The sequence below is a fragment of the Priestia sp. FSL W8-0001 genome (genome assembly GCF_038050335.1).
GTDB classification, from domain to species: domain Bacteria; phylum Bacillota; class Bacilli; order Bacillales; family Bacillaceae_H; genus Priestia; species Priestia flexa.
Genome location: NZ_JBBPAL010000001.1, coordinates 2,369,451 through 2,381,811, shown reverse-complemented (window position 1 = coordinate 2,381,811; position 12,361 = coordinate 2,369,451). Strand labels below are relative to the sequence as shown.

General features: G+C 38.0%; 13 protein-coding genes. 7 read left to right on the top strand and 6 right to left on the bottom strand.

The window, feature by feature from the left end; genetic code table 11:
• Positions 1-5: 5 nt before the first annotated feature.
• Positions 6-2,198: an SH3 domain-containing protein gene (locus tag MKZ18_RS12630; protein WP_144594361.1), complete on the bottom strand. Its 2,193-nt coding sequence runs from the start codon at positions 2,196-2,198 to the stop codon at positions 6-8.
• A gap of 424 nt (positions 2,199-2,622) precedes the next feature.
• Here MKZ18_RS12630 and MKZ18_RS12625 point away from each other — a divergent pair, with 424 nt between their 5' ends.
• The gene (locus MKZ18_RS12625) at positions 2,623-3,189 is read left to right on the top strand and encodes a GrpB family protein (RefSeq protein WP_061786703.1); all 567 of its coding nucleotides are present in this window, start codon (positions 2,623-2,625) and stop codon (positions 3,187-3,189) included.
• A 35-nt stretch (positions 3,190-3,224) separates the two neighbouring features.
• On the opposite strand, the gene MKZ18_RS12620 is transcribed toward MKZ18_RS12625, so the two are convergent.
• Together MKZ18_RS12620 and MKZ18_RS12615 are read right to left on the bottom strand one after the other, a co-directional pair.
• Complete coding sequence (locus tag MKZ18_RS12620; protein ID WP_061786702.1) at positions 3,225-3,908, bottom strand: DUF4397 domain-containing protein; 684 nt, start codon at positions 3,906-3,908, stop codon at positions 3,225-3,227.
• A 555-nt stretch (positions 3,909-4,463) separates the two neighbouring features.
• Positions 4,464-4,757, bottom strand: a complete 294-nt coding sequence (locus MKZ18_RS12615; protein WP_025911289.1) for a putative quinol monooxygenase — start codon at positions 4,755-4,757, stop codon at positions 4,464-4,466.
• Positions 4,758-4,934: 177 nt separating this feature from the next.
• Between MKZ18_RS12615 and MKZ18_RS12610 the strand changes: the two genes are divergently transcribed.
• Entirely contained in the window at positions 4,935-5,249 is a 315-nt protein-coding gene (locus MKZ18_RS12610; RefSeq protein WP_025911292.1) for an ArsR/SmtB family transcription factor, read from the top strand.
• A gap of 43 nt (positions 5,250-5,292) precedes the next feature.
• On the opposite strand, the gene MKZ18_RS12605 is transcribed toward MKZ18_RS12610, so the two are convergent.
• Positions 5,293-5,655, bottom strand: coding sequence for a CHY zinc finger protein (locus tag MKZ18_RS12605; RefSeq protein WP_076512423.1), 363 nt, complete (start codon positions 5,653-5,655; stop codon positions 5,293-5,295).
• A 161-nt stretch (positions 5,656-5,816) separates the two neighbouring features.
• On the opposite strand from MKZ18_RS12605, the gene MKZ18_RS12600 reads away from it, so the two are divergent.
• Complete coding sequence (locus tag MKZ18_RS12600) at positions 5,817-6,881, top strand: undecaprenyldiphospho-muramoylpentapeptide beta-N-acetylglucosaminyltransferase (RefSeq protein ID WP_025911295.1); 1,065 nt, start codon at positions 5,817-5,819, stop codon at positions 6,879-6,881.
• 76 nt (positions 6,882-6,957) lie between these two features.
• On the opposite strand, the gene MKZ18_RS12595 is transcribed toward MKZ18_RS12600, so the two are convergent.
• Complete coding sequence (locus tag MKZ18_RS12595; RefSeq protein WP_340842511.1) at positions 6,958-7,494, bottom strand: hypothetical protein; 537 nt, start codon at positions 7,492-7,494, stop codon at positions 6,958-6,960.
• Positions 7,495-7,626: 132 nt separating this feature from the next.
• Here MKZ18_RS12595 and MKZ18_RS12590 point away from each other — a divergent pair, with 132 nt between their 5' ends.
• Positions 7,627-8,751 (top strand): IS4-like element IS4Bsu1 family transposase, encoded by a 1,125-nt coding sequence (locus MKZ18_RS12590; RefSeq protein ID WP_340842986.1) that lies wholly within the window; start codon positions 7,627-7,629, stop codon positions 8,749-8,751.
• 139 nt (positions 8,752-8,890) lie between these two features.
• On the opposite strand, the gene MKZ18_RS12585 is transcribed toward MKZ18_RS12590, so the two are convergent.
• A complete protein-coding gene (locus tag MKZ18_RS12585; RefSeq protein WP_340842512.1) occupies positions 8,891-9,034 on the bottom strand; it encodes a hypothetical protein in 144 nt (47 codons plus the stop codon).
• 340 nt (positions 9,035-9,374) lie between these two features.
• Here MKZ18_RS12585 and lepB point away from each other — a divergent pair, with 340 nt between their 5' ends.
• From lepB to MKZ18_RS12570, 3 genes are all read left to right on the top strand, one after another.
• Complete coding sequence (lepB, locus tag MKZ18_RS12580) at positions 9,375-9,929, top strand: signal peptidase I (RefSeq protein ID WP_035321281.1); 555 nt, start codon at positions 9,375-9,377, stop codon at positions 9,927-9,929.
• Between the two features lie 82 nt (positions 9,930-10,011).
• The gene (locus tag MKZ18_RS12575) at positions 10,012-11,115 is read left to right on the top strand and encodes an oxidoreductase (protein ID WP_144594070.1); all 1,104 of its coding nucleotides are present in this window, start codon (positions 10,012-10,014) and stop codon (positions 11,113-11,115) included.
• A gap of 243 nt (positions 11,116-11,358) precedes the next feature.
• Complete coding sequence (locus MKZ18_RS12570) at positions 11,359-12,261, top strand: sulfite exporter TauE/SafE family protein (protein WP_100348180.1); 903 nt, start codon at positions 11,359-11,361, stop codon at positions 12,259-12,261.
• Positions 12,262-12,361 lie beyond the last annotated feature (100 nt).

The window sequence follows — 12,361 nt, the reverse complement described above, 5'->3', positions numbered from 1 at the left end:
TTTTTTTATTTTGTAGCTGCAAAATAGCGTGAGATACCTTCTGCAATACCACGAGAAACTTGCTGCTGATATTGTTCTGTTGCAATACGATCTTCTTCACTTGGATTAGATACAAACCCAAGTTCAACAAGAACGGAACGCTTATTATTATGTTTTAATACATAGAAGTTAGCTTGTTGCGCACCACGATCTCTCATATTTGTGTGTTGCACCATGCTCTCTTGAATGTATTTTGCAAGTTCTTGATCACGAGCTGAATAGTAATAAGTCTCAATTCCAGTAGCGGATGAGCTTCCTGCATTATAGTGGATGCTAACGAATGCATCAGCTTCGCTTGCGTTGCTGATTTTTGTTCGGCCATCTAACGAAATGAAGGTGTCGTCAGAACGAGTAAATAGTACAGTACCACCTGCGCTTTCAACTTGTGCTGCTACTAATTTAGCTGTTCTTAGTGCTAGGTTCTTTTCAAGCTCGTCTTGACCAACGGCTCCTGGATCATGACCACCATGACCTGGATCAATAACAATTAACTTCTTTTCTAAACCTGAAGTTGGGTTTGTTACTTCACCTGGTGTTGAAGGTGCTTCAGTACTCGTTAGTCCTTTTGATACCCAAGCCGTTTGAGAACTAGAATATTGAATTTGAACCCAACCATTTGACTCAGCTACTTTATTAAATGACTCCCCGACTTGTGCTACGCGAAGAATGCTTGCACTTAAACTTGGCTGCGTACGTAGGTTAGCAGCTTTCGTAATTGTAACCTTTTCAGTTGGGTTGTTTGTTTCAGGCTGGTCAGAGCCTTCTTTTAAGTATTTGTTGGCAACCCAGCCAGTTTTACCGTTACTCGTTTTAATCTGCGACCAGTCCCCGTTTTCTTTAATCACGGTTACTTTGGCATTGCGCGGCAAGTTCGTAACGATGGAAGCTGAAGTGCTAGCGGCAGAACGAACGTTTAAAGAGCTAGCATTCACGGTCGCTTGCTTGGAAACAGACGTACCTTCATCTTTAGGTGCATCAGCTTTCACATCGGCTAAGTATTTGTTGGCAACCCAGCCAGTTTTACCGTTACTCGTTTTAATCTGTGACCAGTCCCCGTTTTCTTTAATCACGGTGACCTTGGCATTGCGCGGCAAGTTGGTAACGATTGAAGCCGAAGTGCTAGCGGCAGAACGAACGTTTAAAGAGCTAGCATTCACGGTCGCTTGTTTGGAAACAGACGTACCTTCATCTTTAGGTGCATCAGCTTTCACATCGGCTAAGTATTTGTTGGCAACCCAGCCAGTTTTACCGTTACTCGTTTTAATCTGTGACCAGTCTCCGTTTTCTTTAATCACGGTGACTTTAGCATTGCGCGGCAAGTTGGTAACGATGGAAGCTGAAGTGCTAGCGGCAGAACGAACGTTTAAAGAGCTAGCATTCACGGTCGCTTGCTTGGAAACAGACGTACCCCCACTTTCAGAAGAAGGAGTAGTAGATCCCGATCCCACTTTTAAGTATTGATTGGCAACCCAGCCAGTTTTACGGTCACTCGTTTTAATCTGCGACCAGCCTCCGTTTTCTTTAATCACGGTTACTTTGGCATTGCGCGGCAAGTTGGTAACGATGGAAGCTGAAGTGCTAGCGGCAGAACGAACGTTTAAAGAGCTAGCATTCACGGTCGCTTGCTTGGAAACAGACGTACCCCCACTTTCAGAAGAAGGAGTAGTAGATCCCGATCCCACTTTTAAGTATTGATTGGCAACCCAGCCAGTTTTACCGTCACTCGTTTTAATCTGCGACCAGCCTCCGTTTTCTTTAATCACGGTTACTTTGGCATTGCGCGGCAAGTTGGTAACGATGGAAGCTGAAGTGCTAGCGGCAGAGCGAACGTTTAAAGAGCTAGCGTTCACGGTCGCTTGTTTTGAAACAACATTTGTGGGTGATGTTTTTTTCTCTATGTATTCACTTGATATCCAAGCGTCTTTGCCATTAAGTTGGATTTTTGCCCATCCTTGTTGTTCTGTTAATACATTAATTGTGTTTCCTTTATACAGCTTGCCAACGATTGCCCCACTTGTGCTTGGAATTGCCCGCACGTTTAATGATGTGGCATTAACAGTCGCTGGTTGAGCGGCTTCAGCTTCTAAATTAAAAAAAAGAGCCGAAGAGCTCAGAGCAGCAGTTGTACAAACTGCATACATCATGTGTTTATTATTCATCTTTTCCTCCTTGCATTCTACTAAATTTACTTAAAAATAAAATGGATTTCAAAGCATATATCGGCAACTTAACCAAAAATTCAAGGTAAAACTATATTTCTCTTAAGTTACCTACATTATCCATCATACTACATGTCGAACGGTGACGGTATAATGAATTTGTCCTAAACAAATGGAAGATAAAAAGGGAGAGTGCTTTAGCGTTAACTTTTAATTCATAAAAAAAAGAAGCATATATAAGGGAATATTAACAAGTAAATGGAGTATTTATTAATAATTTAGTCCACATTGCTCAGAATGAAATGGTCAATTTTCATAAAATTTTTGAAAGAGGAAATTGTATAAAAATAATTATTAGAAAATTATTTATTTTTAATTAATTTAGTGGTAAATTATAAAGAAAGCTAAAGAGAGGTGGAGATCATTGGTTGAACTTGTGAATTATGAAACAAAATGGCCGGTTCTTTATGCATTTGAAAAAGAAAAGGTAACCTCAATGCTTAAAGACTTTTCAATTGAAGTTAAGCATATTGGAAGTACAGCTATCCCTAATATGTCGGCTTCTCCAATTATCGATGTATTAATAGGTATTCAACGTTCTGAGGACTTAACGTCAGTTATTGAAATATTGCAAAATGGCCCATATGTTTATATAGAAGAAATGAATATATTTATTGCTCTAAAAGATGAGGCTTCTTTGTCGCATTATCCAAAATATATAAAGGAAAATGACTCCTACTGTGCAATACCAACTCATATTCAACACGCTCATCTGTACGTAACGGCCGTTGACTCAGACTTTTGGGATGGCTGCTTAGCGTTTCAAGATGAACTTAAGAAAAGTGAAAGGCTACAGGAAGGGTATATAGACCTTAAAAACAAACTTGCATCTTCATACTGGAATAATTATGAGCGATATATGGAAGAAAAACAGGCTTATATTCAAGCATATGTTTCTTCTAAAACTTTGCAATCAACAGATATAAAATAGAAAAAGCCAGCGCAAACGCGCTGGTTTTTTAAGCGTTACTTTGTATCTTCTAAGATAATTGTTTCAAGTTGGCTTGCAGTATTCACGGCTAAAACCGTATAATTCTTACCATTTTCTACTTTAGTACCTGGAAGTCCAAGTATTTCTTTGCCATCTTCGGTTGTTACGCTTAAATCATAAGCACCAGGAGCAAGAGTCTGGTAGTCGGATACTGTTTTGAATGCTAAATTTGTAAACAGTGGAGCGGCTCCTTTTGGTCCAACGTTAACAGCTGGAGCATCAGGTGAAAAGTGAGCAACACGAACTTTTGCTTTATCAGACGTTCCTACCGTATTGTTGGAGATTGCTTTTAGTTCTAACATATCTACTTTGTTAATAGCAGCAATCGTGTAAGACTTTCCACCTTCTACAACAAGCGTTGCTTTTACTACGGGCTCTTTTGTTCCTTTTGTACCAGTTGCATAAACTTCTACTTCATGTGATCCAGCAGGTACTTGTAAAAAATCCGTAGTATCTTTAAATTTAACACCTTCAACAACGGGTTTTGTATCTAAGAAGATATCAACTGCAGGCGCATCTGGAGAAGCATGTACGATGCGAACATCAGCATTCTTTGCAGGAACTGCTTCGTTAGGCGCTTTTGTTTCAGAAGCAAATACAAGTGTGCGACTTATGGCAATCAGCATAATCGCCGTAAGTATAACTAATAGTCGTTTCATGTTCTTTCACTCCTCATTTCATCTTGAGACAGTTGTATGTAAGGAAACTGTTCAACTATTAGCGTATACAAATTAAAAGCAACTATACGAAAAAATGAGACTGAGACATAAGTAGTTCAGCCTCTACTATACCTGAACGATTGAGAGTTCATAACTTTTAATCGTTCAGGTTTTTTGGTTGATTGTGAAAACAATGTTGGAAACAGGGTGGAATGGAGCGTAGGACACTCGACTCCTGCGGGAAAGAGAGGGAAAACGGAGATCCCGCAGCACAGCGAGGAAGCTCAGGTTCCTCCCCGCGGAAAGCGAGTGGCCGTAGCGTAATGGAACGAACGTGTTCAGACAAACCAAAGAGATAGGAACAGCTAGTGTTCGTCTTTTAGAAGCAATCATTTTGTTATATCCCAAACTCTTTTACATTGAACTGAAATCCATGCTTTTCTAACATGGCGCGAACCTCAGGACAATAGATCGTTTTATAAATAGAACTTACTGTTTGTGACCAGTTGCGTATCCATTAACTTGGCTGGACTCATACTTTCAAAGTGCTTTGAATTATTCGGGCTTAGAAAATGAAGTTTTTGCTTCTAAAGGAGCTACTAACACACCATCTTTAGCAAACTGAACGAACGATACAAAGTGAGCAGATTGATTATGAGCTTGAATAGAAGCCTCATCTTTCCACTGTTCAAGCATTACAAATGAATTTTTTTCAAATGCGTCTTCAAATAATTGATAGCTCACGTTTCCATCCTCTTCAGTAGAATGTTTAATTAATGTTTGAATAGCTTCTAAAAAAGCATCGCGCTTTGCAGGATTAATTTTCATATAAGCTTGAATGGTAATCATATTTATTTCCTCCTAAAATGAAAAGGTTTTTTAGTCGTATTTAAAACGTTAGTCTTATTAGTTCGAAAACCATCGAACAATGAACACTATATCACTTGAAAAGTGGCCATGCAAGCATTAAAGTTCGGAGATTATCAAACATTGAAAAGAGGTATGAGAATGTGATACCTTTTACGTATGAGAAATCCATATCAACCATCCAAATCTGAAATTCGTTTAACGTCTATCTTACATGCTTTGAGTGATCCAAATCGCTTGCGTATTGTACAATGTTTAGGGAAAAGAAAGGAGAGTCACTGTTCTTATTATCAGACGCTTAATGTATCAAAATCAACGCTATCCCACCATTTTAAGGTACTGCGCGAAGCAGGAGTTATCAAGGTTAGAATTGAAGGAACACAGCACTTTTACTCACTGCGAATAGAAGATCTAGAGGAGCTATTTCCAGGTTTGCTCTCAGCAGTAGTTAACGTTAACGAAGAGTTACTATAAAAAGCTGAACAATTTGTTCAGCTTTTCTTAATGAATGAAGCACTTAGACCTCAAAATAGAGGTGAATATGCAAGTTACACCCTGGATTGAAAGCAGCTTGGCAGTGTGGGCATCGTGATTTACAAGATAAGTACTCAGTAACGCTTAGCTCATTATGACATGCACCACAGAGGATAGCTTTTGTATTAAACAGCTTTTGAGGCCAAACTTTAGCTGAGTGATCTGCTGTTTCTTCATGACAGCGATGGCAAGGATAGTAGTCTTCACAGCAATAAAATTTTATTGAAATAATATCTTTAGCGGAATGATAATGAACGCAACGCGTTTCTTGGTCGATTGTTTTTCCTTTAACGTTCTTAATGAGAATCACATCCTTTTTGAAAGCTAAACATGATAATTGTATCATGAAATTGAGCATCGTTTGGATTTTAAACAGTATATATACATAGAAGGTGTTATAATAAATGCGTTAAGCCTTTATCATTTATATAAAGGCAAAGGCAAAGAATCTTTCAATGAATAGAAAATTAAAAATGCGTGAAATGCAGTGTAAAGAGAGGAAATAAGATGAGTAAGAACGTAATTGTATTTACTGGCGGGGGAACAGCTGGCCACGTTACTCCCAATATTGCTATTATGAAAGAGTTAGATCAAGAGAAGTGGGATATTCACTATGTAGGCTCTCATAATGGGATTGAAAAAGAATTAATTACAAACTTAGATATTCCGTATTATGCGATTTCGAGTGGGAAACTTCGTCGATACGTGGATATGGAAAATGTAAAAGACGTCTTTCGAGTAGTTAAAGGTGTAGGAGACGCAAGGCGAGTGTTAAAAAAGCTTAAACCTTCGCTTGTGTTTTCTAAAGGTGGATTTGTAACGGTACCTGTCATTATGGCAGCGAAGTCGCTTAATATTCCAGTATTTATTCATGAGAGTGATTTAACTCCGGGACTGGCAAATAAAATCGCTCAGCGTTTTGCAACAAAAATTTTCACATCATTTGACGAAGCAGCTGCTTATTTTCCGAAAGAAAAAGTGCAGGTTGTGGGTTCGCCGATTCGTCGAGAATTATTTCACGGAAAAGCAAACAACGGTCAAAGCTGGCTCCGCTTTTATGATAAAAAGCCAATTCTTACAATCATGGGTGGAAGCTTAGGTGCGCGAAAAATTAATGAAGTTGTTCGTGAATCGCTTCCAGAACTTCAAAGAAAGTTCCAAATTGTACACCTGTGTGGAAAAGGCAACGTTGATGAGAGCTTAGTTAACTTGCCGAGCTATCGCCAGTTAGAGTACGTGAACGAAGAGCTACCTGACGTGTTAGCAGCGACTGATTACGTCATTACGCGCGGAGGATCTAATGCTATTTTCGAATTTTTAGCTCTTCATAAGCCAATGATGATTATTCCTTTATCTAAAGCGCAAAGCAGAGGAGATCAAATCCTGAATGCAAAAGCCTTTCAAAAGAAAGGTTACTGTACCGTTTTAGAAGAAGAGCAGATTACAAAAGAAACATTTTTACAAGAATTAGAGCTTCTTCAAAAACAAGCAAGTGAAATGAAGCGTACAATGCGTGAAGCGACAAAAACAGACGCTATTTCTGTGTTAGTGAAAGAGATAAATCAAATTTAAAGCATGTAATTTAAGTACCAAAAAAAATCAGCTGCTATAATAAGGAGCTGATTTTTTTATGGGAAAGTTGATGAGTTTACTTTACAACAATCGTTTCTTTTTGCTTTTTGCCTTCTTTTTCCCATGTTACTTCAATCATGGCAAACGTAATGTCTTCTGTTACTTGGCTGCTGTCTTTTACGTCATAAGCTTTAAGGTTATTACTTAATACCGTATCAACAGAAAGAAGCTGTTCGGCATTTTCTTTTTGAATAGGTTGCACGGTGGTATAGCTTTTAACTTCGCCTTCTTCTTTTAGAAATTCTACTTTGCCACGCCAATGTGCTGTTTTTCCTGCTAACGTTTTAATGGGTTTATCTATTCTCTTAGCGGTAGATTTGTGATCATTGGCATGAATAAAGGACAAGATATTATCGCGCATTAACGTCATGGAATAGTTATGATAAAAATCTTTATCAATTTCCCCTTTTTGAAGAGCCCGATCAAGCTGAGAAAATTGCTTATCCGCTAAAAATAAAAGAAGTTCCTGCTCATTAATATTTCGTTTTTCGGCCATTTGAGCAATCGTCGTGCCACTTTTCCATTCTTTTTTAAATTCTTTACTATTTATCACTAGTGTCGCATTAAAATAATTCAGCGCTTTATAAAAATCTAAATTTTCAGTAATTTTATCTTTGCATAAAAAAGCCTTTATAATGGTTGGGAGGTACTAAACCATCCAAATCCAAAATAAAGGACAATAAGCATAGATAAGTTTACACGAAAAACATCATTTGAACAATGGTTTTCACCGATTTTCTCCACAAAACTCGAGGAATTGGTTGAAAGCTATCAATTAAATTACTATACAAAGAAGCTACACATTGCGTCATTCTTGAAATTGTTCGTATTCGCTCAGCTCAATGAAACCGAGAGTCTGCGTGCAGTCAGTGAGACATTATTTTCTGACGACCTTCAAAAAGCGACGCATTTAGAAGCGATTAGCTTTTCGCAGCTCGGACGCCGATTAAATCAAGTGCCGACTGAAGTGTTCCAACAGGTATTTTTGGATTTAGTTGCCCAAATTCACGAGAAATCACATTATGAGCAGCGCCGAGAAACGACAACACCACTGAAAATTATCGACTCGAGTACGTTGCCATTGAACTTGAAAAACCATAAGTGGGCTGAATTCCGTAAAACAAAGTCGGGCATCAAGCTTCATTTACGTCTTGTTTACGCAGAAAAAGGCTGTTCCTATCCAGATAAAGCGGTGCTGACAAACGCGAAAGAACATGATCGTGGTCAGCTGGAAGTACTCGTTGACGACAAAGAATGCATGTACGTCTTTGACCGGGGTTACTTGGATTATGAACGATTTGACCGCATGACAGACGATGGGTATTTCTTTGTGTCACGCTTACGAAAAAACGCTGTCATTCGTGTAATCGAGCCATTTAAACTGCCTGAAGACTCGCTTGTGTTTTCAGATGAAATGGTTTTGATTGGTACACCACAAAACCGTGCAGAAAACGCTTTTCGCTTCATCAAAGTGCTCGATTCAAAAGGAAACGAACTGCATCTGATCACGAATCGATTTGATTTAAGCGCTGACGAAATCGCTGAGTTATATAAGTCGCGCTGGGCAATCGAGCTATTTTTTAAATGGCTGAAGCAGCACTTGACTATTAAAAAGTTCTACGCACAAAGCGAACAAGGCGTGCATAATCAGGTGTACATCGCGATGATTGTCTATTGCCTGCATGTACTGGCACAACTGAACACGAATAGTTCGAGAACGTACTTACAAATTAGTCGTTTACTGAAGGCAGCTCCATGGAAATCCGCTCACTTATGGCTACGAAAAATCGCAGGAAAAGCGGTCCCATAAAGGGTTTCCCGCCTCTGTCACACTCGTCAACAGTTATAGTAAAAAAATGGATGTTTACTACCTCTGTTCAAGAGTATTCGTTTTTCTTTATAAAAGGAAAAATAAGAAAACAGAAAATTCGGTTAAAATTTATGCGACGCTAGTGACTATTTATATGTAAAAACTCTCTTAACTCGGTATAGTTATAGCGATACTGAAAGCGTGGTTCTTCAGCAGCCCATGAGGTAGAGGTACAGGTGAAAAACAGCATTAATGTTGTTAAGAGAAGGATGATTTTTCTCATGTCGATTACTCCTTTCATCTGATTGTTTGTTATTGGTTAGCTTTTAACAGATAGAGTAAATTATGCATTATTCTTTACTTATCACCTCATTAGGCAATATGATGAAGTATGATAAAAAAATGACAATTTGATAAAGAATATGTAAAAGCTAGTCTCTATTAGCTTCATGATGATATAATAAGAGGGGTAAAGACGTAACTTGCGTAATGGAAACCTCTAATGTTAAATTAGGGGTTATTTTTTTACTATGTAAGTTAGTCTTTCTACTATGTAATGAGAATAAATGTGTAAAGAAGAAAATAATAAAACAAATGAATGTTTCAATAAAGGAGTTCAAAACATGGCTACTGAAAAGACGACAAGTGATCAGCTGAGAAGTCTGTTTAAGTCCTTAGTCTGCATAATTGCACTTATATATATTATTCGTACTTTTATATTTGGCCCATATATAGTCCAAGGAGCTTCGATGAACCCGACGCTAGAAAATGGGGAACGATTGTTTGTTAACAAATTGTCTTACGCTATCCATGATTTGCAACGTGGAGATATTATCATTGTTGATGGAAACGGAGAAGCTAAGCATTATGTAAAACGAGTAGTTGGGTTACCTGGAGAGAAAATTGAAATGAAAGATGATGAATTATATATTAATGATAAGAAAGTAAAAGAACCGTATTTAGAGCGTAATTTACAAGCGGCTCGATACTTACAAATGCAGTTAACCGGAGATTTTGGCCCGATTAAGGTCCCTTCAGACTCAATATTTGTAATGGGTGATAATCGATTATATAGCAAAGATAGTCGAAATGGATTAGGGAATGTTAATATCAATGATGTAGTAGGAAAGGCAGAATTTGTTTTCTACCCCATTCAGGACGTAAGGAACGTTTACTAAATAACGTTCCTTTTTTATGTGATAAATCGTCATAAAGGATTGAAATAAAAGCCAAGCTAAAAGAAAAAAGGGTGTGAAACCTTTGAACGCCTCATATGAAAAATTATTTAAACATTTTAAATTTGTCCACGGAATGGAAATGAAAAATCGCCTTGTTATGGGGCCTTTATTTACGCAGAGTTCTCATGAAAATGGAGAGTTGTCTGATAAAGATATGGCTTTTTATCGAGAGCGAATCAAGGATGTTAGCATGGTGATAGTAGGCCCCGCTTATATAGAAGAAGGCGGAAAGACAATGGATGGTCAATTAGGGATTCATAGAGATTATGTAGCAAGAAAACTCCATGAATTTACAGCCATGGCAAAAAGAATGAAGGTTAAAACGATTTTACGCATCTCTCATGGTGGAGCTTTGTCAGCTGAGTATTTAAAAGTTGGGGACAAAGCAGTTGCTCCTAGCAGGGTGGCGGTCCGTAGAAAAGGAAAAAAACCAAAAGAACTGAATGAACCTCAAATAGATCATACGTTACACGCATTTGCTCGTGCAACCGAGCGTGCTATTCAAGCTGGCTTTGATGGGGTTGAAATTGAAGGAGGAAGCGGGCATCTTTTACAGCAGTTTACTTCAAAGCAAGCAAATCATCGTAAAGATACTTTTGGAGGAACAGCTGAAAATCGCCTATCTTTTTCAATTCAAGTTATTCGCACGGTCTCCAAAGTTATTAAAAATACTACTAATAGACCCTTTTTACTTGGTTATGCGATGACTCCGGAGGAAAAGGGATATGGAGGCAATAAGGTAGATGATACCATGGTATGGATTGATAAGTTAATTGAAGAAAAAGTTGACTATGTTCATTTAGAAGTCAAATCTTTTCATGCTAAAACAACGCCTCATAAAGAGGGTGAGGCTGAGGTTGTGCCAGCGATTATTAAACATGTAAATCAGCGCATTCCCATTATTAGCGGAGGAAATTTATTTACACCTTTACAAGTGGAGGAGGCAATTAGAGGAAAGTTATCAATGGTAACGATTCAACAAGCTTTAAATCTAGATCCTTACTGGGTGGAAAAAGTAAGAAGAAGCGAAGAGCCATTCTATGGAAAGGTTCCTGAATTAGAAGAAGTTGAAGCTTATCAAAAAGTAGATAGTAATGAGGTTGAAGATTTATTGGAGGAACTTTAAAAAAGAGAAATCATTATTTATGATTTTCAAAAAACACAGTTGACTTCTAGGAATAGTTTGAATTAAAATGAAACCATCTCATAAAAGCTGAATATACTGTAGCTAGCAATGAGTGGGCTGATCGGAAAAACCGAAGGCTTCTAACAATAGGTTAGGAGTCTTTTTTTGTTACCCAAATACAAAAAGGACTTTAACTATAAAAGAAAACAATTTATCATCATGAAAGGGTAAGGAAATAAAAAAATGAAAAAACTACTTACGTTTGCAATTATCGGATTTTTCGCTCAATTAATTGATGGATCGTTAGGAATGGCTTACGGAGTTACATCAACCACGCTATTACTCACATTTGGAATTGCACCTGCTGTTGCATCTGCATCCGTTCATTTAGCGGAGGTCGTAACGACTGCTGCATCAGGAGCTTCCCATATTAGATTTGGAAATGTTGATAAGACAACCGTATTACGCTTAGTAATTCCAGGGTCAATTGGAGCGTTTGTTGGAGCGTGTTTTTTAAGTAACATACCAGGTGATATGGTAAAGCCTTATATCTCTACATTTTTACTGCTATTAGGGGTTTACGTTTTAATTCGGTTTTTATTTATTTTTAAAGTGAGTGAGGAAAGGGAAGCAAAGCCATTATCTGCAAAACAATCAATTCCTTTGGGGTTAATAGCGGGATTCGCTGATGCTACGGGGGGAGGAGGATGGGGACCAATTGCTACCCCAGTTTTATTAACAAAACGTGGATTGAGTGCTCGTAAAGTTATTGGTACAGTAGACACGAGTGAGTTTGCTATTGCGGTTTCAGCTACTTTAGGATTCTTAATTTCGCTTGGTTGGGAACAAGTGAACTGGATGTGGGTAGCTGCTTTAATGATTGGTGGAATTATTGCAGCGCCAATCGCAGCTTGGCTTGTACGAATTATTCCAGCCCATTTATTAGGGGCGTTGGTAGGTGGCTTTATTATTTTGACTAATGCACGAACTCTTTTAATGTCTAGCTCTGTTTCTACTCCTATGCAAACAGCTATCTATGCGTTTATTTTAATTGTTTGGGCTGCTTCCATCACGTTAGCGTTAAGAAGAGGTCAAAAAGAAAAAAAAGAAGCGGGAAACCTTGCAAATAAAGTGGTAAATAATTAAAGAGTGAGGCTGGGACATAAGTAATTCAGCCAATGATAAACCTAAACGGTTGAGGGCTCCTCACTTTTAATCGTTCAGGTTTTTTGTTGATTGTGAAAAA